The sequence below is a fragment of the Pseudomonas sp. NPDC089395 genome (assembly GCF_044749525.1).
Lineage (GTDB): Bacteria > Pseudomonadota > Gammaproteobacteria > Pseudomonadales > Pseudomonadaceae > Aquipseudomonas.
On record NZ_JBIVID010000001.1, the window covers coordinates 865,246 to 886,990 of the forward strand.

Consider the following 21,745-nt stretch of genomic DNA (forward strand, 5'->3'; position numbering starts at 1 on the left):
GAGTCAGCTTTTTTCGATAGGCCACAGCTGTTTGGCAAGAGTTGCGCCAACTTTTCCGGGCTGGCTACAACGGTCCTGCTCGACTCGTTCTGAACGGATGAAAATGGGTATTTCAGGCTGGCAACACGTTGGCCAACCGCCCGAATTCATTGACTGAGCGGTCAGTAAACGCAGGCAGAATCCGTCCTGCCCTGATCGAGGGGGCGCGCAGATTACTGGCTTGCGCGCCCGGCCTCAAGTGCTCCATCCTGGAGCAGGGTAGATCAAACTTGTGCAATCGGTCAGATTTTTAGAAATGCACCTTGATCAGCGCACTGGCCACGCTCTGATTGCTTTCCAGGTTGCCGCGGCTGTCGATGCCGTACTTGTCCTTCCAATAGCTGTACTCAAAGCCCACGTAGAGCTGCTTGGCGCCCAGGTTCAGGGCCTTGCCCAGGTCGTACTTGACCTGCGGGTTGAAGTGCAGGTTGGCGTGGTAGGTGCCGCGACGGGTTTCGTCGTTGTCGGTCACCCAGTCCATGTAACCGTCGATCAGAATGTCGGATTTGCCCACCGGGAGGGTGTACGACCAGCCGGGGGTGATCTGCCAGACGTTGTCGCCTGGGCGGCTGCCTTCGGTGTTGCGTACATAGAAATTGAGGGTGAAGTAGTTGAAGCCGGGAATGTCCAGGTCGAAGCCGGGGCCGATCAGGTAGGCCTCGTTGTCGCCTTCGCCGCTTTCGTAGGTCATGGCCAGCAGCACGTCCTTGATCGGGCCGAAGGACAGCTTCTGGTCGAGGATCTTGCCGAACGAAAGGCGCGGGCTGAACTCACCGTAGTAGGTGGTCACGCCTTTGTTGCGGTCGGGCTTGCCGTTGTAGAAGATCTTGTCGACGAACATGAACGTGTCGCCGTACTTCCATTTGTTGGCGTGCTCGAAGGTGATGGTCTGCTGGATGTCGGGGTTGACCTTGAAGTCTTTGCCGTACAGATAGGTCAGGCTTTCGCCATGCCACAGCAGCCATTCGCCTGCGTGGGCGGGGAGGGTGGCCAGCAGGCTGCTGCCCAACAGCAGGCTTGATGCGATGCGCTTCATGTTGTGATTCCCGGACTTATTGTTTTTGTTGGCGGTTTTTTTGGCGCGCAGGCGCCCCGGGCGGCCCATTCCGGCGGGCCGACGGTGCAGCGTTTTCGGGTATGAGCAGGGGCGGCAACCTGTGCCGCCCCGTCGGGCTCAATGCTGGTGACAGGCGTCGTTGTGTGCGGCGCGGTCGGCACCACCGAGGATGTTGAACAGCACGTTCAGGACCAGGGCACTGACCGTGGCCATGGCGATGCCGCTGTGGGTGATGGGTTCCATCCACTGCGGCATCTGCGCGAAGAACTCCGGCCGGACCACGGGGATCAGGCCAAAGCCGACGCTGACCGCAACCAGCAGCTGGTTGCGACGGTCGCCAATGTCGGCTTCCTGGAGGATCTTGATCCCGGTGGCGGTGACCATGCCGAACATGGCGATGGACGCGCCGCCCAGTACCGCGGGCGGGATCGAGGCGATCAGGAAGGCCGCCTTGGGCAGCAGGCTGAGCAGGATCAGCAGCGCGCCGGCCACGATGGTGACGAAGCGGCAGCGTACCCCGGTCATCTGCACCAGGCCGATGTTCTGGGCAAAGGAGGAGTGGGTGAACGTGTTGAAGAAACCGGCGATGAACGACGCACCGGCATCGCACAGCAGGCCACGACGCAGCATCCCGGGTGTCACTTCACGATCAGTCACCTTGCCCAAGGCGAGGAACATGCCTGTGGACTCGACGAAGATGATCACCACCACCAGGCACATCGACAGGATCGGCGCCAGGCTGAAGGTCGGCATGCCGAAGTGCAGTGGGGTCACCACTTGCAGCCACGGTGCTTCATTCAGGCCAGACAGGTCGACCATGCCGATGGAGCCGGCCAGGATGTAGCCCAGGCCCATGCCCACCAACACCGAGACGTTGACCCAGAAACCGCGCATGAAGCGGTTGATCAGCAGGATCACCGCCAGCACCAGGCCAGCCACCATCAGGTAGATCGGCGAGCCGAAGGCTTCGGCCTCATGCCCGCCGCCGGCCCAGTTGACCGCGACCGGGAACAGCGACAGGCCGATCGAGGTGATGACGGTACCGGTGACCAGCGGTGGGAAGAAGCGCACCACCTTGGACATGAACGGCGCGATCAGCATGCCGAAGAACCCGGCAGCGATGGTCGCGCCGAAGATCCCCTGCAGGCCTACGCCGGGCATGCCGGCCATGGCCACCATGCTGCCGACGGCAGCGAAACTGGCGCCCATCATCACCGGCATGCGGATCCCTACCGGGCCGATACCGAACGACTGGATGATGGTGGCGACGCCGGCGACCAGCAGGTCGGCGTTGATCAGGAAAGCGACTTCTTCACGGGACAATCCGGCCGCCTGGCCAATGATCAAAGGCACGGCAATCGCACCTCCGTACATCAGCAGAACGTGTTGCAGGCCTACCAGGATCAGTTGGAACAGGGGCAGAGGCTCTCGCGGCGGCGCAACGGGAATGTACGCCTTGCGTGACTCGGACATGCAGCACCTCGAGTTTTGTTTTTATTCTCGGATCCAAGCGCCAGGCTCAGGCCTGGTCGCTCGATGCTTGCTTGTTGCGTGTTTCTTGTAACTTGGGCCGGCAGTGCCGGCCCATTCGCGGCGCAAGGCCGCTCCCACAGGGACGCGCGGACGCCCCGGTGGGAGAGGTGTATCAGTTGACCTGCGCGCCTTTGGCGATCCAGTCACCGACCAGCTTGCGCTCTTCGGCGGTCATCTGGGTGATGTTGCCCAGCGGCATGATCTGGCTGGCGACCGCTTGCGCTTGAATGCGCGCGGCCTGGGCCTGGATCTGCTGCGGGGTGTCGAACATCACGCCGGCAGGGGCGGCGCTGAACAGTGGGCTGGTCGGCTTCTGCGAGTGGCACACGGTGCAGCGTTCCTGGATGACGGTGTGGATCTTGTCGAAGGCGCCGCCAGCTGCTTGCGCAGTGGCCTGGGCCGGTGCTTCTGCCGGTGCGGCAGGCGCTTCGGCGGCCTTGGCGGCGTCTTCGGCACGCTGCTCGGCAGCGGTCTTGCCACCCACTGCGGTTGCCGGCAGCGGTTGGTACTCGACCTTCGCCGCAGCCTGCTCAGGCGCAACAGCCATCGGCTTGGGGCCGGTGACATAAGCCAGGCAGATCATTGCCAGAGCGCCGACAGGCAAGGTCCAGGCGTACTTGTTGCTGTCGTGGCGGGTGTTGAAGTAGTGGCGGATCAGAACCGCGGCTACTGCGATACCGGCCAGGATCAGCCAGTTGTACTGGCTACCGTAGGTGCTCGGGAAGTGGTTGCTGATCATGATGAACAGCACCGGCAGGGTGAAGTAGTTGTTGTGACGCGAGCGCAGCAGGCCTTTGGCCGGCAGTACCGGGTCGGGCGTCTGGTTGTTCTCGATCGCCGCCACCAGCTGGCGCTGGGCCGGCATGATGATGCGGAACACGTTACCGACCATGATGGTGCCGATGATCGCGCCAGTGTGCAGGTACGCACCACGGCCGCTGAACACTAGGCTGAAGCCCCAGCAGGCGGCGATGATCAGCACGAACAGTACACCGCCGAGCAGCGCTGGCTTCTTGCCCAGGGGCGAGTCGCACAGGAAGTCGTAGATGAACCAGCCGGCGATCAGCGAGCCGATACCGATGGCCACGCCTTCGGCACCGCTCAGGGTGCTGCCAGGTGCCAGCAGGTACAGGGCCGGGTTCCAGTAGAACACCACGCACAGCAGGGCGATACCGGACATCCAGGTGAAGTAGGCTTCCCATTTGAACCAGTGCAGGTTCTCGGGCATTTTCGGGGGTGCGAGTTTGTATTTCTCCAGGTGGTAGATACCACCGCCGTGAATTGCCCAGAGATCACCCGACAACCCATCGCGCGGGTTGCTTCGGTTCAGGTGGTTCTCCAGCCAGACGAAGTAGAACGATGCACCGATCCAGGCGACACCGGTGATCATGTGAACCCAGCGAATGCTCAGGTTCAGCCATTCGTGAAGGTGTGCTTCCACAGTATGTACCTCTGCCAGTCACCGTTAGATGACTGACCTTTTCTTATTGGTGGGGATTGAGGATCAGCATCTGTTCCTCGGTGAAGTAATGCTCATCGCAGTTGTTGCCAGAACCACTGCGATCAACCACCAGGAAATCATCCCGCTTTTCGATCGTCAGCACCGGGTGGTGCCAGACGCCGCGATGGTAATTGACGCCCTGCCTGCCATTACTACGGAAGGCACGGACCAAGCCTGATACAGGTGCATCGCCAACTGGCGCGACCACGATCAGAAAGGGGTTGCCGAGCAGCGGGATGAAAGCCTGGCTGCCCAGCGGATGGCGTTCCAGCATGCGCACGGTCAGCGGCATGTCCTGCGCGTCGGCGCGGAAGATGCTGATGATCGCCTTGTCCTCAGGCTCGGCGGTCTCGACCGCGGCGAGCTTGTGGAAGCGCATGGTCGAGCCGTTGTTGATCATGAAGTGATCGCTGCCGTCGGTTTCGATCACGTCTCCGAATTGGGCGAAGGCTTCTTTGGTCAGGGGCTCGATCATCAGGGTGCGCATGCGGGTCTCTCTTATATGTTCGTTGTACTGATAAAGGTTCGGCTGTTGCTTACAGCTGCAGCAGGCGGAACAGGGCGATCAGGTTGATCTGCGCCAGGGCTTCCTTGAATTCGGCATCGGCGTCGTTGTGGATGCGTTTTTCGAAGGCGGCGAGGATCTGGTGCCGGTTGCTGCCCTTGACCGCCATGATGAACGGGAACTGGAACTTGGCCTTGTAGGCGTCGTTCAGTTCGGTGAAACGGGCGAACTCTTCGGCGGTGCACTGGTGGATACCGGCGCCGGCCTGCTCGTTGGTGCTCGATTCGGTCAGCTCGCCCTGGATGGCGGCCTTGCCGGCCAGGTCCGGGTGAGCATTGATCAGTGCCAGCTGGTCTGCGTGGTTGGCGCTGAGCAGGATGTCGCTCATGCGCTGGTGCAGCGCCTCGATCTCGTCCAGTTCACCCAGCTGGCCCAGGTCATAGGCTTTTTCGGCGACCCACGGCGAGTGCTCGTAGATGTCGGCGAAGGCCTTGACGAAGGCGTCACGGTCCAGGGCGGATGGCTTGAGGGACTTGAAGGCGGTCATCAGGCGTTCTCTTTCTTGTACGGGTGGGTGGTGTGCCAGTGGCGGGCGATGTCCACGCGACGGGCGAACCAGACCTGGTCGTGGCTCTTGGCGTAATCGACGAAGCGCTTGAGAGCGGCCAGACGGGCCGGGCGGCCGACCAGGCGGCAGTGCAGGCCGATGGAGAGCATTTTCGGTGCCTCGGCACCTTCGGCGTAGAGCACGTCGAAAGCGTCCTTGAGGTACTGGAAGAACTGCTCGCCGCAGTTGAAGCCCTGGACCTGGGTGAAGCGCATGTCGTTGGTGTCCAGGGTGTAGGGGATCACCAGGTGCGGCTTGCCGGTCGGGTTGTTGGGCTCCCAGTACGGCAGGTCGTCGTCGTAGGTGTCGCTGTCATACAGGAAGTTGCCTTCCTCCATCACCAGGCGGCGGGTGTTCGGGCCGGTGCGGCCGGTGTACCAGCCCAGCGGGCGCTCGCCGGTCAGTTCGGTGAGGATGCGGATGGCTTCGAGCATGTGCTCGCGCTCCTGGGCCTCGTCCATGTTCTGGTAGTCGATCCAGCGGTAGCCGTGGCTGCAGATCTCGTGGCCGGCTTCGACCATGGCGCGGATTACGTCGGGGTGGCGCTGGGCGGCCATGGCCACGGCGAACACGGTCAGCGGTACGCCGCTGTCCTTGAACAGCTTGAGCAGGCGCCATACACCGGCGCGGCTGCCGTATTCGTAGAGCGATTCCATGCTCATGTTGCGCTGGCCCTGCAGTGGCTGGGCAGCGACCATCTCGGACAGGAAGGCTTCGGACTCTTTGTCACCGTGCAGGATGTTGCGTTCGCCGCCTTCTTCGTAGTTGAGGACGAAAGACAGCGCGATGCGAGCGTTGCCCGGCCATTGCGGGTGAGGAGGGTTGTTGCCGTAACCGATCAGGTCGCGAGGGTAGTCAGCGCTCACTGCAGTCTTCCTTCTTGTGTGTTAGTGCGGGGTGGGCGGGCCGCGTCGGTATGTCGCACCACCGGATGGGCTGATTGTATACAACTTCTGAAATCTTTTGTAAGCCTGTTTTTCCGCATTTCTTCCCTTTTGTCGCCTGAGAATGGGTTGCAAGAAACCTGCCTGATTGGTCAGCTAATCCCAGGAGGGTCTGCACAGGGCCTGATTTCGCGACAGAAAGCAGTGAGCGAGGGGCTGCGACGGGTGGGCTCAAAAAATTGTGTACAATCTGCGGCTTAAATGTCTTAATAACGCCATTCCCGCCCATCGCAGGCCCTTTGCCGTGGTGATGGCTGTGTATTTTTTGCCCACAGATTGAACAAGAGGCGACAAGCAATGGGACGTTTGACCACACACGTACTGGATGCCGCTCACGGCTGCCCGGGCAGCTCGATCAAGGTCGAGCTGTATCGCGTCGAAGGCCAGCAGCTGGAGCTGGTGAACACCGCCCTGACCAACAGCGATGGCCGCGTCGACGCCCCGCTGCTGCAGGGTGACGACTACCGTACTGGCGTCTACCAGCTGCAGTTCAGCGCTGGCGCTTATTACCGTGCTCGCGGCGTACAGCTGCCGGATACGGCGTTTCTGGATGTTGTCGTGCTGCGCTTTGGCATCGACGAGCAGCAGGAGCACTACCACGTGCCGCTGCTGATCTCGCCGTACAGCTATTCGACCTATCGCGGGAGCTAGTTGGTCGCTAGAAGAATCTTCGTAGGTCCTTGGCCCGCTCTCACACTGGCGGGCTTTTTTTCGTCTGGTGTTTTTGTATTTTCATTTGAAATCAGCCCTTCGACTGACATTTTTGCCAGTAGCCATTCATGGGCTCATTTGGAAAGATTGGACTTCGTGTGGCGCCTGAGGGCTCTTCCGATGAGCACAAGCAACGTGTATTCGCCTTATGGTTATCGAAGCGCTAAAACGGCGTCGACCGACGCATTAGGCTTCAATGGTCAGTTTTTTCAGTCTGCACTGGAAGGCTATGCGCTCGGAAATGGTCACCGCGTATACAACCCTCGCCTCATGCGATTTATCAGCCCGGACGGCTTGAGCCCTTTTAACAAGGGCGGAATCAACGCCTATGCCTACTGCCTGAATGATCCTGTCAACGGGCAGGATCCCAGTGGAAAAAATGGCATTTTCAGGCATGCCGCTAGAAAGATTTTGGGTTTTGTTGAGCAGGCAGCCAGTCGTTATAAAGCCCTTACCTGGGAAGAGGGGCTCACGAACAATCAATACCGGAATATGGGCGAAGAGATGGGCTATGCGAATAAGCAAATAAAACAGAGCACGACATTATTCAGGGAGATAACCAGCAAAAACGGCTTCGAGCAGCTCGAGCCGGGGTGGAACCACAAATTTGCACTCACCAAAGAGAACAGGTTGGTCGTGTTCAGCAGCAAGGATGACCTCACGATGCCAAGTCACGGCAGCCTCGCTGAATTTTCTGGGCGTGGGTTTGGTACGAAAGGTCTTGGCGAGAGTGTGATCAGCGCAGGCTATATCGTCATCGGTGACGGTGGTCAAATTTCTTTCAATAATCATTCTGGCCACTTTCAGCCCCGCTTCGAGAACCTGTATGAATTGAATGATGTCTTGGAAAAGCTCGGTGTTGATGCGAAGTTCATCCGAGCTTTTGGCTCTTGACACTTCATTAGGCGCGGGTTGCGCATCAAGCGCCTTGCCCGCGCAGTGATCGATGCACACTGAGTTCTGGCAAGGGGCGCCTAAGCGCCCCTTGCGGAGGCTAGGCGTCAGAGGAAGACGAACTTCGCAATGAAGATTGCGCACAGGACCCACAGACTGGCAGAGATTTCCCTGTATTTGCCGGTACCCGCCTTCAATGCCACATAGCTGATGAAGCCCAGGGCAATACCATCCGCTACCGAGAAGGTCAGCGGCATCATGATGACTGTGACAATCGCCGGAATGCTGTCGGTGGCTTCGTCCCAGTGGATGTGCGCCATGCTGCCCATCATCAGCATCGCCACGTAGATCAGCGCACCGGCCGTTGCGTAGGCTGGAATCATCCCGGCCAGCGGGGCGAAGAACATCGCGGCGATGAACAGCAGGCCGACCACCACTGCCGTCAGGCCAGTACGACCGCCCGCCGCTACACCCGCAGCACTTTCCACATAGCTGGTGACCGGCGGCACGCCGACCACGGCACCGAATACGCTGGAAGCACTGTCGGCCTTCAGCGCCCGCGACAGGTTCTCGATACGCCCGTCAGGTGCCACAAGGTTGGCCCGCTGCGCCACGCCCATCAGGGTGCCGGCGGTGTCGAACATGTGCACGAAGAGGAACGCCAGCACCACGCTGATCATGCTGACGTTGAACACGCCCGCCACATCCATGGCCATCCAGGTCGGTGCCAGGCTCGGCGGCATCGACATCACCCCGCCGAACTTGACCAGGCCCAGGCCCCAGCCAGCCAGGGTCACGCCGATGATGCTGATCAGGATCGCGCCGAACACGCGCTTGTAGCTGAGGATGGCGATCAGCAGGAAGCAGATTGCCGCCAGCAGAGGGCCTGGCTCATGCAGCGAGCCCAGCTTGATCAGGGTGGCCGGGCTGTCGACGATGATGCCCGCAGTTTTAAGGCCGATCAGTCCGAGAAACAATCCGACGCCGGCGCCCATGGCGTGCCGAAGGCTCACCGGGATGCTGTTGAGCAGCCACTCGCGGACCTTGGACAAGGTCAGGAACATGAACAGCACACCCGAGACGAACACCGCCCCCAGCGCGGTTTCCCAGTTGTAGCCCATGGTGCCGACCACGGTGTAGGTGAAGAAGGCGTTAAGCCCCATGCCCGGTGCCAGGCCCACTGGCCAGTTGGCGTACAGGCCCATCAACAGGCAGCCGAGGGCGGCGGCGATGCAGGTGGCGACGAACGCCGCACCGTGGTCGATGCCGGCGTCGGCCATGATGTTGGGGTTGACGAAGATGATGTAGGCCATGGTGATGAACGTGGTCACCCCGGCGATCATCTCGGTTCTGACAGTGCTGCCGTGTTGCTTGAGTTTGAAAATCCGTTCCAGCCAACTCGTTTCGAGCGGTGGAGCGAGATCCAGCGTAGGTGCGTCGGATTTGCGGCTTTCCACAGCGAGTACTCCTCAAGTCTTTCTTGTTGTTCTTGGAGCCAGTGACCTGCGCAATGCACTTGGTGGCTCCGCGAGGGGATGGCAGACGTCTGACCGGTTTGTTGACTCGCGGGTCAAGATGTCGCCCGATGGATTATGCTTTTGTGTACAAAGAATGCAAATAATGTTTTATATTTTGTGCGCACAATCCGCCGTGCAACGGCTATATAGGTAAATGCCTACCTGCAGAAACGGCTCAGCCTGTGTACAATGGCGCCATACTTTCCTTCGTGCTTCGAGAGCTCATGAACGAACAGCTGCAACCTCTGAAGAAACCTGCACGTGCCGGCAAGGCTGGCCGCAGTGGTACCCAGGACGACATCGTCTACGCGCATATCTTCGAGGCGATCCTCGAACAGCGACTGGCGCCGGGCACCAAGTTGAGCGAGGAAGCGCTGGGCGAGATCTTTGGCGTAAGCCGCACCATCATCCGCCGCGCACTGTCGCGCCTGGCCCATGAAAGCGTGGTGCTGCTGCGGCCCAACCGCGGCGCAGTGGTGGCCAGCCCAACGGTGGAAGAGGCGCGCCAGGTGTTCTTCTCGCGGCGCATGGTCGAGCGTGCGATCACCGAACTGGCCGTGCAGCATGCCACCCTGGAGCAACTCAACGAGTTGCGGCAGATGGTGCGCGAAGAACGCGACAGCTTCTCCCGTGGCGATCGCGGCGCTGGCATCCGTCTTTCCGGTGAATTTCACCTCAAGCTGGCCGAGGCGGCCGGTAATGCCCCGCTGGTCAGCTTCCAGCGCAGCCTGGTGTCGCAGACGTCGCTGATCATCGCCCAGTACGAAAGCGGCAACCGTTCGCACTGCTCCTACGATGAGCACATGCAACTGATCGATGCCATCGAGGCGCGTGACGCCGAGCAGGCGGTAAGCCTGATGATGCACCACATGGACCATATCGACAGCAAGTTGAACCTCGACGAGGAAAGCGCCTCGGACGACTTGCATGCGGTGTTTTCCCACCTGCTGAAGAAGCCCAAGGCGTCCGCCAAGGGTTGATCGTTTGCCTGGGCTGGTGGGAGCGGGCTTGCGTTTACTGGCCTTTCGCCAAATCCCTGATAAATTTGCTACTTGCAAACCCCTTTCAAAGTAGTTGGGCTTGCGCATTAACTGCGTTCAACTACTGAGGAAAGGTCAATGACGACGTCTTTGGGTGTGCGTATGGGTGCCGAGCTGGTCGGTACCTTCTGGTTGGTCCTGGGCGGATGTGGCAGTGCGGTACTGGCTGCCAGCTCCCCCCTCGGCATCGGCGTGCTGGGGGTCGCCTTCGCGTTCGGCCTGACAGTCCTGACGATGGCATTCGCCATCGGCCACATTTCCGGTTGCCACCTCAACCCTGCCGTGTCGTTCGGCCTGGTGGTGGGTGGGCGCTTTCCGGCCAAAGAGTTGCTGCCCTACGTGATCGCCCAGGTGATAGGGGCCATTCTGGCGGCGGCGGTGATCTACTTCATCGCCAGCGGCAAGGCCGGTTTCGAGCTGTCGTCGGGCCTGGCCTCCAACGGCTATGCCGAGCATTCGCCGGGTGGCTATTCGCTGGCGGCGGGGTTCGTCAGTGAAGTGGTGATGACCGCCATGTTCCTGGTGATCATCATGGGCGCCACCGATTCGCGCGCACCGGCAGGCTTCGCCCCCATCGCCATCGGCCTGGCCCTGACCTTGATCCACCTGATCTCGATCCCGGTGACCAATACTTCGGTCAACCCCGCACGTAGTACGGGGCCGGCGCTGTTCGTCGGTGGCTGGGCGCTGCAGCAGCTGTGGCTGTTCTGGTTGGCGCCGCTGATCGGGGCTGCGATCGGCGGCGCACTCTATCGGGGCCTGGCGAAAGCACCTTAGCGCTGGTGCACGCAACGCCCTGCGGCGTAGGTTTCGCGCACGGTGCGGTCGTCGCCTAGGGTAGTGAGCACGAACAGGGTCTCTTCGATGCTGCCGGACTGCTGGATGCGGTAGTCCAGCAGCGGCGTGGCCTTGTAGTCGAGCACCACGAAGTCGGCATCATTGCCGGGGCGCAGGCTGCCGATACGGTCGTCCAGGCGCAGTGCCCTGGCACCGCCGAGGGTGGCCAGGTACAGCGACTTGTAAGGGTGCAGGCGCACGTCTTGCAGCTGCATGACCTTGTACGCCTCGTTCAGGGTGTTGAGCAGCGAGAAGCTGGTGCCGGCGCCGACATCGGTGCCCAGGCCCACGTTGACCTTGAACTTCTCCGCTTGCGGCAGGTTGAACAGGCCGCTGCCCAGGAACAGGTTGGAGGTCGGGCAGAAGGCGATGGCCGAACCGGTTTCCGACAGGCGCTGACACTCTTCGTCGCACAGGTGCACGCCATGGGCGAACACCGAACGCTCGCCGAGCAGCTCGAAGTGGTCGTAGACGTCCAGGTAGCCCTTCTGTTCCGGGAACAGCGACTTGACCCAGTCGATTTCCTTCAGGTTCTCGGACAGGTGGGTGTGCAGGTAAACGCTCGGGTGCTCCTTGAGCAACTGGCCGGCCACCGACAGCTGTTCGGGGGTGCTGGTCGGGGCGAAGCGTGGGGTCACCGCATAGTGCAGGCGGCCCTTGCCATGCCAGCGCTCGATCAATGCCTTGCTCTGGGTGTAGCTGGTTTCGGCGGTGTCGGTCAGGTAGTCCGGGGCGTTGCGGTCCATCATCACCTTGCCGGCGATCAGGCGCAGGTCGAGGCGCTCGGCTTCTTCGAACAGGGCATTGACCGACTCGGGGTGCACGCTGCCGAACACCAGGGCGGTGGTGGTGCCGTTGCGCAACAGCTCCTGGAGGAAGATCTTCGCCACTTTGTCGGCGTGCGCCTTGTCGGCGAACTGTTTTTCGCACGGGAAGGTGTAAGTGTTGAGCCAGTCCAGCAACTGTTCGCCGTAGGAGCCGATCATGCCGGTCTGCGGGAAGTGGATGTGGGTGTCGATGAAGCCAGGGGTGATCAGCGCGTCCTGGTAATGCACCACTTCGATGTCGGCATCCAGGGTCGGCAGTAGCTCGCTGGCATGGCCAAGGGCGCTGATGCGGCCATCGTCGATCACCAGCAGGCCGTCCTCGAAGTATTCATGGGAGGCTTCCAGGCCCACCTCGGCCGGGTCGGCGATGCTGTGCAGGATGGCGGCACGGTAGGCTTTGCGGGTAAGGGTCATAACACACTCGTCAAAGGGCTTGGCTGCGCCGGGAAGGCGGCAGCAGTTGGGCAATGGGGCCGGCGTTGACGGCAGCGTCGTGCTGGCCGAAGCAGGCGTTGTAGGTGGCAATGATTTCGCCGGCGATGGACACGGCGATCTCGATCGGCAGCTTGCCCTTGACCTCGGCAAGGCCCATTGGGCAGCGCATGCGCGCCATCACGGCGTCATCGAAGCCGCGCTCGCGCAGGCGGTGCTCGAACTTGACCCGTTTGGTCTTAGAGCCGATCAGGCCGAACCAGGTGAAATCGTTGCGCTTGAGGATGGCGGCGGTCAGCTCCAGGTCGAGCTGGTGGTTGTGGGTCATGACGATGCAGTAGCACCCGGCGGGCAGCTCGGCCACTTCGTCGACCGGTTCCTCGCTGACCACCTTGGTCACCCCGTTGGGGATGAGTTCGGGGAATTCCTGTTCACGCGAATCGATCCAGCGCACCCGGCAGGGCAGCGCGGCGAGCAAGGGTACCAGAGCACGGCCGACATGGCCCGCGCCGAATACGGCGATCTCGGCTTGCACGGCGGCCATCGGCTCGAACAGCAGCACGGTGGCGCCGCCGCAGCACTGGCCCAGGCTGGCACCGAGGCTGAAGCGCTCCAGGTGCGGGGTGGTGCGGTGCTCTTCGAGCATCTGCCGGGCGATGTGCAGCGCCTTGTATTCCAGGTGGCCGCCGCCGATGGTGTCGTACAGGCCGGTGGCGCTGACGACCATCTTCGAGCCAGCGTTGCGCGGCGTCGAGCCGCGTTCCTCGATGATGGTCACCAGTACGCAGGCTTCGCCACGGGACTGGTGGTCGGCGAGGGCGTTGATCCATTGGTGCATGATTCAACCTCTTTAAGGATCGACGTGGTCCGTTGTAGGAGCGGCCTTGTGTCGCGAAAGGGCTGCGCAGCAGCCCCAAAATGCATGTAGCACTCGAGATCCTGGGGCCGCTTTGCGACCCTTTCGCGACACAAGGCCGCTCCTACAAGGGCCCTGCGATGTCAGTGAGTCACGGTTTCCAGTTCCTGGTCGGCGGCTTGCTGTCGAGCCACCGCCTGGCGCATCTGCTCGCAGCCCCACAGCACCCGCTCCGGCGTCGCCGGCGCATCGATGTTCGGCTGCACCTTGTAGTCGGCCATGCTGGCCACGGCATCCTTGATCGCACACCAGGCGGCGATGCCGAGCATGAACGGCGGTTCGCCCACGGCCTTGGAGTGGAACACCGTGTCTTCCGGGTTCTTGCGGTTTTCCACCAGCTTCACCCGCAAATCCAGCGGCATGTCGGCCACCGCCGGGATCTTGTAGCTGGCCGGGCCGTTGGTCATCAGCTTGCCCTTGGCGTTCCACACCAGTTCTTCGGTGGTCAGCCAGCCCATGCCCTGGATGAAGCCGCCTTCCACCTGGCCGATGTCGATGGCCGGGTTCAGCGAATCGCCCACGTCGTGCAGGATGTCGGCGCGCAGCATCTTGTATTCGCCGGTCAGGGTGTCGACGATCACTTCGACGCAGGCGGCGCCGAAGGCGTAGTAGTAGAACGGTCGACCGCGCGCCTGGCTGCGGTCGTAGAAGATCTTCGGCGTGCGATAGAAGCCCGTAGTGGACAACGACACCTGGGCGAAGTAGGCCTGCTGCACAAGCTGTTCGAAGCTGACGATCTGGTCGCGCACGCGCACATGGCCGTTGCGGAACTCCACGTCTTCCTCGGTCACCTGGTAGTGCCGCGCGGCGAACTCGGTGAGGCGCTTCTTGAGGATCTCGGCGGCATTCTGCGCCGCCTTGCCGTTCAGGTCGGCGCCGCTGGAGGCCGCGGTCGGCGAGGTGTTGGGCACCTTGTCGGTGTTGGTGGCGGTGATCTGGATGCGGCTGAAGTCGACCTGGAAGATCTGCGCCACCACCTGCGCCACCTTGGTGTTCAGGCCTTGACCCATCTCGGTACCGCCGTGGTTCAGGTGAATACTGCCGTCGGTATAGATGTGGATCAGCGCACCGGCCTGGTTGAGGAAGGTGGCGGTGAACGAGATGCCGAACTTCACCGGGGTCAGCGCCAGGCCTTTCTTGAGGATCGGGCTGTTGGCATTGAAGCGGCGGATCGACTCGCGACGCTCGGCGTAATCGCTGCTGGCCTCAAGCTCTGCGGTCATCTCTTCGAGCATGTTGTGCTCGACAGTCTGGTAATAATGGGTGACGTTGCGCTCGGTCTTGCCGTAGTAGTTGGCCTTGCGCACCGCCAGCGGGTCGCGGCCCAGGTGGCGGGCGATGTGGTCCATCACCTGCTCGATGGCGACCATGCCCTGCGGGCCGCCAAAGCCGCGGTAGGCGGTGTTGGAGGCGGTGTTGGTCTTGCAGCGGTGGCCATGCACGGTGGCATCGCCCAGGTAATAGGCGTTGTCGGAGTGGAACATGGCGCGGTCGACGATCGAGCCGGACAGGTCCGGCGAGTAACCGCAGTTGCCGGCCAGGTCGAAGTTGATGCCGTGCAGGCGGCCGTTGTCATCGAAGCCCACGTCGTATTCGACGTAGAACGGGTGGCGCTTGCCGGTCATCATCATGTCTTCGACACGCGGCAGGCGCATCTTGGTCGGCTGGCCGGTCAGGCGCGCGATCACCGCGCACAGGCAGGCGGGGCTGGCGGCCTGGGTTTCCTTGCCGCCGAAGCCGCCGCCCATGCGGCGCATGTCGAGCACCACCTTGTTCATCGGCACGTCGAGCACTTCGGCGACCAGCTTCTGTACTTCGGTGGGGTTTTGCGTGGAGCAGAAGACGATCATGCCGCCGTCTTCAGTCGGCATTACCGACGAGATCTGCGTTTCCAGGTAGAAGTGCTCCTGGCCGCCGATGTGCAGCGTACCCTGCAGGCGGTGCGGGGCGCTGGCCAGGGCCGTGGTCGAATCGCCGCGCTGGTGGGTGTGGCTGTCGAGCACGAAGTGCTTCTTGCGAAACGCCTCGACCACGTCCAGCACCGGCTCCAGGTCCTCGTACTCGACGATCGCGGCCATGGCCGCGCGGCGGGCAGTGTCCAGGTCGCGGGCAGCGACGGCGAGCACCGGCTGACCGAAGAACTCGACCTTGTCGATGGCCAGCAGCGGGTCGCCGGCGACCACCGGGCCGATGTCCTTGAGGCCAGGAATGTCTTCGTGGGTGATGGCGATGCGCACACCTTCGAAGGCATAGCACGGCGTGGTGTCGATGCGCAGGATGCGTGCATGGGCACGGTCGGCGGTGCGCGCATAGACGTGCAGCTGATTGGGGAATTCCAGGCGGTCGTCGATGTACACAGCTTCCCCGGCCACGTGCTTGTCGGCGCTGTCGTGCTTGACGCTGCGACCGACCCCGGTGGTCAGGTCCTGGCTGAACAGTTCGGCCATCTCGGCCTGGCTCTTGACGGCGTGATGGTTAGACATAGTCGGTCACCCGGGTTTCGATGTACGGCGTTTGCAGTTCGATGAAGTACTTGCGCAGCAGGTTCTGCGCGGTCAGCAGGCGGTATTCCTTGCTGGCGCGGAAGTCGCTGAGTGGGGTGAAGTCTTCGGCCAGGGCCTGGCAGGCGCGTTCGATGCTGGCCTGGTTCCAGGGCTTGCCGCGCAGGGCCGCCTCGCAGGCGCGGGCGCGCTTGGGAATCGCGGCCATGCCACCGAAGGCAATCCGTACACCGCTGACCACGCCGTCTTCGATGCTCAGGTTGAAGGCGGCGCACACCGCCGAGATGTCGTCGTCCAGGCGCTTGGACACTTTATAGGCACGGAAGGCCCAGTCGCTGCTGGCACGTGGCACGATGATCTTCTCGATGAACTCACTGTCCTGACGGGCCGTGATGCGGTAGTCGATGAAGTAGTCTTCCAGCGCCATGCTGCGCTGGCGCTCGCCCTGGCGCAGGACGATCTGCGCATCCAGGGCGATCAGCAGGGGTGGAGAGTCGCCGATCGGCGAGGCGTTGCCGATGTTGCCGCCGAGCGTGCCCTGGTTGCGGATCTGCAGCGAGGCGAAACGGTGCAGCAGCTCGCCGAAATCGGGGTATTCCTCGTTGAGCGCGCCGTAGCAGTCGGTCAGCGGGGTGGCAGCGCCGATTTCCAGGTGGCTGGCGGTCTTTTCGATACGCTTGAGCTCGGCGACGTGGCCAACGTAGATCATCACGGGCAGGGTCTTGTGGAACTGGGTGACTTCCAGCGCCAGGTCGGTGCCGCCGGCCAGCAGGCGTGCCTCGGGGTGCGAGCTGTACAGGTCGGCAAGGTCGGCCACGGTCAGTGGCACCAGGCAGCGCTTGTCGCCGCTGTTGAGTTCGCCGGTCTGGGTCGGGGCGATGGCCTTGAGGCGGCTGATGGTTTGCGCCTGCTGCGCATCGAACTGGTCGCGGCAGGGTTGGCGGCAGCTCTGCTCGGCGGCATCGAGGATCGGCCGGTAGCCGGTGCAGCGGCACAGGTTGCCGGCGAGGGCCTCCTGAGCCTTGTGCAGGTCATGGCCCTGGGTGTTCTTCTGCAAGGCGAACAGCGACATGACGAAACCAGGGGTGCAGAAGCCGCATTGCGAGCCGTGGCAGTCGGCCATGGCCTGTTGCACGCTGTGCAGCTCACCTTGGTGCTTGAGCCCTTCGACGCTGATCAGTTGCTTGCCGTGCAGGGACGAGACGAACGTCAGGCACGCGTTGAGGCTGCGGTAGCGCAGGCTCTCCTGGCCTTGTTCATCCTGGGTCAGCTCACCGACCACCACGGTGCAGGCACCGCAGTCGCCACTGGCGCAGCCCTCCTTGGTGCCGGGTTTGCCCAGGTGCTCGCGCAGGTATTGCAGCACCGTCATGTTCGGGTCCAGGGCGTGCTCACTACGCAGCTCCTGGTTGACGAGAAACTGGATCACGGGGAAGGCCTCGCAATGGTTTTATTGTTGTTGAGCGGACAATAAGCAGACCTGACGAACTGGTCAATATTTTTCTGACTTTGAGGTCAGGAAAATGCACGCGCCTACGCCCGACCGAACACTCTGCCGATATATCAAGCATAGATCGCGCCGCGTGGCAGGTTGCCTGAAGGCCCAAATAAAGCGCCGTGCCCCTCTGCGCGAGGGCTGGGCAAGTGCGCTACAATCCGCCACTTGTGTAAGCTCAATGATTTTGAAGGAAAACCATGACGTTCAAGGCGCCGGACAGCCTCTCCGAGCAAATTGCCGACTACCTGGCCGAGCGCATCATTCGCGGCGAACTCGCGCCCGGCGAGCGCATCCAGGAGCAGAAGGTCACCCAGGCACTGAATGTCAGCCGTGGTTCGGTGCGCGAAGCGCTGTTGATCCTCGAACGTCGCCATCTGGTGGCGATCCTGCCGCGTCGCGGCGCCCATGTGACCCGGCTCGACGAGCGCAGCGTGCGCAGCCTGTGCGCCTTGATGGGTGAGTTCTACATCCTGCTGGGCAATGCCGTTGCACAAAAATGGCGCACGGACGCCGATCTGCGCCCGTTCCTGGAGATCCAGCAGCGCTTGCAGCAGGCGCGCGAGCAGCAGGACATCAAGTCCTTCGTGGCCGAAAGCTTCGCGGTGATGCGCGCCGCCTATCCGTTCGCCGACAACCCGTACCTGCAGGAAACCGTGGAAAACCTGCAGCCGGCCATGAGCCGTGCCTATTACCTGGCCCTGGATCAGCGCCAGGCCAACATGCTCGACTACCTGGACCTGTTCGCCCGCCTGCTCGACGCCGTGGTCGCTCGCGACCTGCCGCGCATTCGCGAGGTGCTCACCGCCTACTGCCAGCGCAGCTGCGAACTGGTGCTGGCGGCGCTGGCCCGAGGCTGACCGATGCGCCTGAAGTGCATTCGCCTGGCCGGGTTCAAGTCGTTCGTCGACCCGACCACGGTCAACTTCCCCAGCAATATGGCGGCCGTGGTCGGCCCCAATGGCTGTGGCAAGTCCAACATCATCGATGCGGTGCGCTGGGTGATGGGCGAAAGCTCGGCGAAGAACCTGCGCGGCGAGTCGATGACCGACGTCATCTTCAACGGCTCCACAAGCCGCAAACCGGTGAGCCAGGCCAGCATCGAGCTGATCTTCGACAACAGCGAAACCACGCTGCTGGGCGAGTATGCCGCCTACGCCGAGATTTCCATCCGCCGCAAGGTCACCCGCGACGGGCAGAACACCTATTACCTCAACGGCACCAAATGCCGGCGGCGTGATATCACCGACATCTTCCTCGGCACCGGGCTGGGTCCGCGCAGTTACTCGATCATCGAGCAGGGCATGATCTCGAAGCTGATCGAGGCCAAGCCCGAGGAACTGCGCAACTTCATCGAAGAAGCGGCAGGCATCTCCAAGTACAAGGAGCGCCGCCGCGAGACCGAGAGCCGCATCCGCCGCACCCAGGAGAACCTGGCGCGGCTGACCGACCTGCGCGAAGAGCTGGAGCGCCAGCTCGAACGCCTGCACCGCCAGGCCCAGGCTGCCGAGAAATACCGGGAATACAAGGCCCAGGAGCGTCAGCTCAAGGCGCGCCTGTCGGCCCTGCGCTGGCGCGACCTGGATGAACGGGTGCGCCAGCGCGAGGCGGTGATCGGTGACCAGGGCGTGGCCCACGAGGCCTTGGTCGCCGAGCAGCGCAACGCCGATGCCAGCATCGAGCACCTGCGCGATGGCCACCATGAGCTGTCCGAACGCTTCAATCAGGTACAGGGCCGCTTTTACTCGGTGGCCGGCGATATTGCCCGGGTCGAGCAGAGCATCCAGCACGGCCAGCAGCGCTTGCGCCAGCTCCAGGACGACCTCAAGGAAGCCGAGCGCACGCGCCAGGAAACCGAGTCGCACCTGGGCCACGATCGCACCTTGCTGGCCACTCTGGGCGAAGAGCTGGCCATGCTCGAGCCCGAACAGGAAATGACCCTGGCCGCTGCCGAGGAAGCCGCTGCGGCCCTCGAAGAAGCCGAGCTGGGCATGCACGGCTGGCAGGAGCAATGGGACAGTTTCAACACCCGCTCTGCCGAACCACGGCGCCAGGCCGAGGTGCAGCAGGCGCGCCTGCAGCAACTGGAGGCGAGCCTGGAGCGTCAGGCCGAGCGCCAGCGCAAAATGGCGGAGGAACGTGACCAGCTCGGTGCCGATCCGCAAGATGCCGCGATGATCGAGCTGGCAGAGCAACTGGCCAGCAGTGAAATGCTGCTGGAAGCGCTGCAGCTGTCGGAAGGGCAGATGGTCGAGCAGTTGGAGGCCGTCCGCGAGCAACTGCAGCAGGCAACCCAGGCGCAGCAGCAACAACAGGGCGAGCTGCAGCGCCTCGGCGGCCGTCTGGCCTCCCTGGAAGCGCTGCAGCAGGCGGCGCTGGAACCGGGTGCTGGCGCCGCAGACTGGCTGCGCGGCCAGGGCCTTGAGCAGCGACCACGCCTCGCTGAAGGGCTGCGCGTTGACTCGGGTTGGGAGCTGGCGGTGGAAACCGTGCTGGGCGCCGACTTGCAGGCGGTGTTGGTGGATGAGTTCGCGAGCCTTGATTTCAGCGCCCTGGAGCAAGGTGAACTGCGCTTGCTGCTGGCGGCCGACGAAGCACCGCGCCAACCCGGCAGCCTGCTCGACAAGGTCCAGGGACGCACCGACCTGGTGCCTTGGCTGGGCCAGGTGAAGCCGGTCGAAGACCTCGCCCAGGCCTTGGCACAGCGTGCCGCGCTTGGCGAAGGGCAAAGCCTGGTCAGTCGCGATGGTTATTGGGTCGGCCGGCATTTCCTGCGTGTCAGCCGGGGAGGAGAGGCCCAGGGCGGTGTGCTGGCCCGTGGCCAGGAAATCGAGCGCCTCGGCGAGGAACAGCTGCAGCAGGAAGCCGCGCGGGAACAGTTGGATCAGCAGCTGCATGAGCTGCGTGAACAGCAGTTGGGCCTGGAAGAACAGCGTGAACAGCTACGCCGCCGTACCCAGGAAGAAAACCGCCAGCATGGCGAGCTGAACGCCAGCCTCAGCGCTGGACGCGCCCGCGCCGAGCAGGTCGAATTGCGTCGCCGGCGCCTCCAGGAAGAATTGAGCGAACTCCAGGAGCAGCACGCCCTGGAGCATGAGCAACTGGGCGAGGCGCGGCTGTTGCTGCAGGAAGCCCTTGAGCTGATGGCCCAGGACACCGAGCAGCGCGAGCAACTGATGGCCCGTCGCGATACCTTGCGCGAAGGCCTCGACCGCATCCGCCAGGAGGCCCGCCAGCACAAGGACCATGGCCACCAGTTGGCGGTGCGCCTGGGCTCGTTGCGGGCCCAGCACGATTCCACCCGCCAGGCCCTGGAACGCCTGGAGCAGCAGGCTGCGCGCCTCAGCGAGCGTCAGGAGCAACTGAGCCTGAACCTGGAGGAGGGCGAGGCGCCGCAGGAAGAGCTGCGTCTGAAGCTCGAAGAACTGCTGGAGCGGCGCATGAGCGTCGACGAGGAAATGCGCCTTGCCCGTTTGCACATGGACGAAGCCGACCGTGCCTTGCGCGATGCCGAGAAGCGCCGGACCCAGGCCGAGCAACAGGCACAGCTGCTGCGCGGCCAGCTGGAGCAGCTGCGCCTGGAATGCCAGGGCCTGGATGTGCGTCGCAAGACCTTGCAGGAACAGTTGTTGGCCGATGGCTACGACCTGCAGGGCGTGCTCGCCACTGTCGAGGCCGATGCCAGCGAGCAGGGGACCGAGCAGGAGCTGGAGCAGGTCGAGGGGCGCATCCAGCGCCTGGGCGCGATCAACCTGGCGGCCATCGAGGAATACGAGCAGCAGTCCGAGCGCAAGCGCTACCTGGACGCCCAGGATGCCGATTTGGTCGAGGCGCTGGAGACCCTGGAAAACGTCATCCGCAAGATCGACAAAGAAACCCGCAACCGTTTCAAGGATACCTTTGATCAGATAAATGCCGGATTACAGGCACTTTTCCCAAAAGTTTTCGGTGGCGGCAGCGCTTATCTGGAACTGACGGGCGAAGATCTACTCGATACAGGGGTGACGATCATGGCGCGACCACCGGGCAAGAAGAACAGCACCATCCATCTGCTGTCCGGTGGCGAGAAGGCACTGACCGCGCTGGCGCTGGTATTTGCCATCTTCAAGCTGAACCCCGCACCGTTCTGCATGCTCGACGAGGTCGATGCGCCGCTGGACGACGCCAACGTCGGGCGATACGCCCGGCTGGTAAAGGAAATGAGTGAAAGCGTGCAGTTCATCTACATCACCCACAACAAGATTGCCATGGAAATGGCGGACCAATTGATGGGGGTGACCATGCATGAACCCGGTTGTTCACGTCTTGTGGCAGTCGACGTGGAGGAAGCGCTAGCCATGGTTGAGGCCTGATTAGCGAAGATGCGGCGCATTCTGTAGGTAAATGCCC

The 21,745-nt window shown here is 62.5% G+C and carries 17 protein-coding genes; 6 read left to right on the forward strand and 11 right to left on the reverse strand.

The window, feature by feature from the left end; all coding sequences use genetic code 11:
* Positions 1-289: 289 nt before the first annotated feature.
* The 6 genes from ACIPZG_RS04025 to puuE form a co-directional block, all read right to left on the reverse strand.
* Entirely contained in the window at positions 290-1,075 is a 786-nt protein-coding gene (locus tag ACIPZG_RS04025; RefSeq protein ID WP_400710436.1) for an outer membrane protein OmpK, read from the reverse strand.
* Positions 1,076-1,213: 138 nt separating this feature from the next.
* Positions 1,214-2,569, reverse strand: coding sequence for a nucleobase:cation symporter-2 family protein (locus ACIPZG_RS04030; RefSeq protein ID WP_008091647.1), 1,356 nt, complete (start codon positions 2,567-2,569; stop codon positions 1,214-1,216).
* 172 nt (positions 2,570-2,741) lie between these two features.
* A complete protein-coding gene (locus ACIPZG_RS04035; RefSeq protein ID WP_400710439.1) occupies positions 2,742-4,070 on the reverse strand; it encodes a urate hydroxylase PuuD in 1,329 nt (442 codons plus the stop codon).
* 43 nt (positions 4,071-4,113) lie between these two features.
* Entirely contained in the window at positions 4,114-4,617 is a 504-nt protein-coding gene (locus tag ACIPZG_RS04040) for an ureidoglycolate lyase (RefSeq protein WP_008091644.1), read from the reverse strand.
* Positions 4,618-4,666: 49 nt separating this feature from the next.
* Positions 4,667-5,182: a 2-oxo-4-hydroxy-4-carboxy-5-ureidoimidazoline decarboxylase gene (uraD, locus tag ACIPZG_RS04045; protein ID WP_400710442.1), complete on the reverse strand. Its 516-nt coding sequence runs from the start codon at positions 5,180-5,182 to the stop codon at positions 4,667-4,669.
* On the reverse strand, positions 5,182-6,108 hold the full coding sequence (gene puuE, locus ACIPZG_RS04050) for an allantoinase PuuE (protein WP_008091642.1): 927 nt from the start codon (positions 6,106-6,108) through the stop codon (positions 5,182-5,184). The genes uraD and puuE overlap by 1 nt, the downstream gene beginning before the upstream one ends.
* Positions 6,109-6,483: 375 nt before the next feature.
* Here puuE and uraH point away from each other — a divergent pair, with 375 nt between their 5' ends.
* Entirely contained in the window at positions 6,484-6,837 is a 354-nt protein-coding gene (gene uraH, locus ACIPZG_RS04055) for a hydroxyisourate hydrolase (RefSeq protein ID WP_008091641.1), read from the forward strand.
* A 180-nt stretch (positions 6,838-7,017) separates the two neighbouring features.
* Positions 7,018-7,791, forward strand: a complete 774-nt coding sequence (locus tag ACIPZG_RS04060; protein ID WP_400710445.1) for an RHS repeat-associated core domain-containing protein — start codon at positions 7,018-7,020, stop codon at positions 7,789-7,791.
* Positions 7,792-7,898: 107 nt separating this feature from the next.
* Here the strand turns inward: ACIPZG_RS04060 and ACIPZG_RS04065 are convergent, their stop codons facing one another.
* Positions 7,899-9,248: an NCS2 family permease gene (locus ACIPZG_RS04065; protein ID WP_400710448.1), complete on the reverse strand. Its 1,350-nt coding sequence runs from the start codon at positions 9,246-9,248 to the stop codon at positions 7,899-7,901.
* 284 nt (positions 9,249-9,532) lie between these two features.
* Between ACIPZG_RS04065 and ACIPZG_RS04070 the strand changes: the two genes are divergently transcribed.
* Both ACIPZG_RS04070 and aqpZ read left to right on the forward strand, forming a co-directional pair.
* Positions 9,533-10,288, forward strand: coding sequence for a GntR family transcriptional regulator (locus ACIPZG_RS04070; protein ID WP_008091638.1), 756 nt, complete (start codon positions 9,533-9,535; stop codon positions 10,286-10,288).
* A gap of 138 nt (positions 10,289-10,426) precedes the next feature.
* Positions 10,427-11,125: an aquaporin Z gene (gene aqpZ / locus ACIPZG_RS04075; RefSeq protein ID WP_400710451.1), complete on the forward strand. Its 699-nt coding sequence runs from the start codon at positions 10,427-10,429 to the stop codon at positions 11,123-11,125.
* Here aqpZ and guaD read toward each other — a convergent pair.
* From guaD to xdhA, 4 genes are all read right to left on the reverse strand, one after another.
* A complete protein-coding gene (gene guaD, locus ACIPZG_RS04080) occupies positions 11,122-12,426 on the reverse strand; it encodes a guanine deaminase (protein WP_400710454.1) in 1,305 nt (434 codons plus the stop codon). The two genes, aqpZ and guaD, sit on opposite strands and share 4 nt — an antisense overlap.
* Positions 12,427-12,436: 10 nt before the next feature.
* The gene (xdhC, locus tag ACIPZG_RS04085) at positions 12,437-13,282 is read right to left on the reverse strand and encodes a xanthine dehydrogenase accessory protein XdhC (RefSeq protein WP_400710457.1); all 846 of its coding nucleotides are present in this window, start codon (positions 13,280-13,282) and stop codon (positions 12,437-12,439) included.
* 161 nt (positions 13,283-13,443) lie between these two features.
* Complete coding sequence (gene xdhB / locus ACIPZG_RS04090) at positions 13,444-15,843, reverse strand: xanthine dehydrogenase molybdopterin binding subunit (protein WP_400710459.1); 2,400 nt, start codon at positions 15,841-15,843, stop codon at positions 13,444-13,446.
* Complete coding sequence (gene xdhA / locus ACIPZG_RS04095; RefSeq protein WP_400710461.1) at positions 15,836-17,290, reverse strand: xanthine dehydrogenase small subunit; 1,455 nt, start codon at positions 17,288-17,290, stop codon at positions 15,836-15,838. The genes xdhB and xdhA overlap by 8 nt, the downstream gene beginning before the upstream one ends.
* Before the next feature lie 266 nt (positions 17,291-17,556).
* On the opposite strand from xdhA, the gene ACIPZG_RS04100 reads away from it, so the two are divergent.
* Together ACIPZG_RS04100 and smc are read left to right on the forward strand one after the other, a co-directional pair.
* Positions 17,557-18,216 carry a GntR family transcriptional regulator gene (locus ACIPZG_RS04100; RefSeq protein ID WP_400641859.1) on the forward strand — a complete coding sequence of 220 codons (660 nt, stop codon included), beginning with the start codon at positions 17,557-17,559 and terminating at the stop codon, positions 18,214-18,216.
* A gap of 3 nt (positions 18,217-18,219) precedes the next feature.
* Positions 18,220-21,708: a chromosome segregation protein SMC gene (gene smc, locus ACIPZG_RS04105; protein ID WP_400710464.1), complete on the forward strand. Its 3,489-nt coding sequence runs from the start codon at positions 18,220-18,222 to the stop codon at positions 21,706-21,708.
* Positions 21,709-21,745 lie beyond the last annotated feature (37 nt).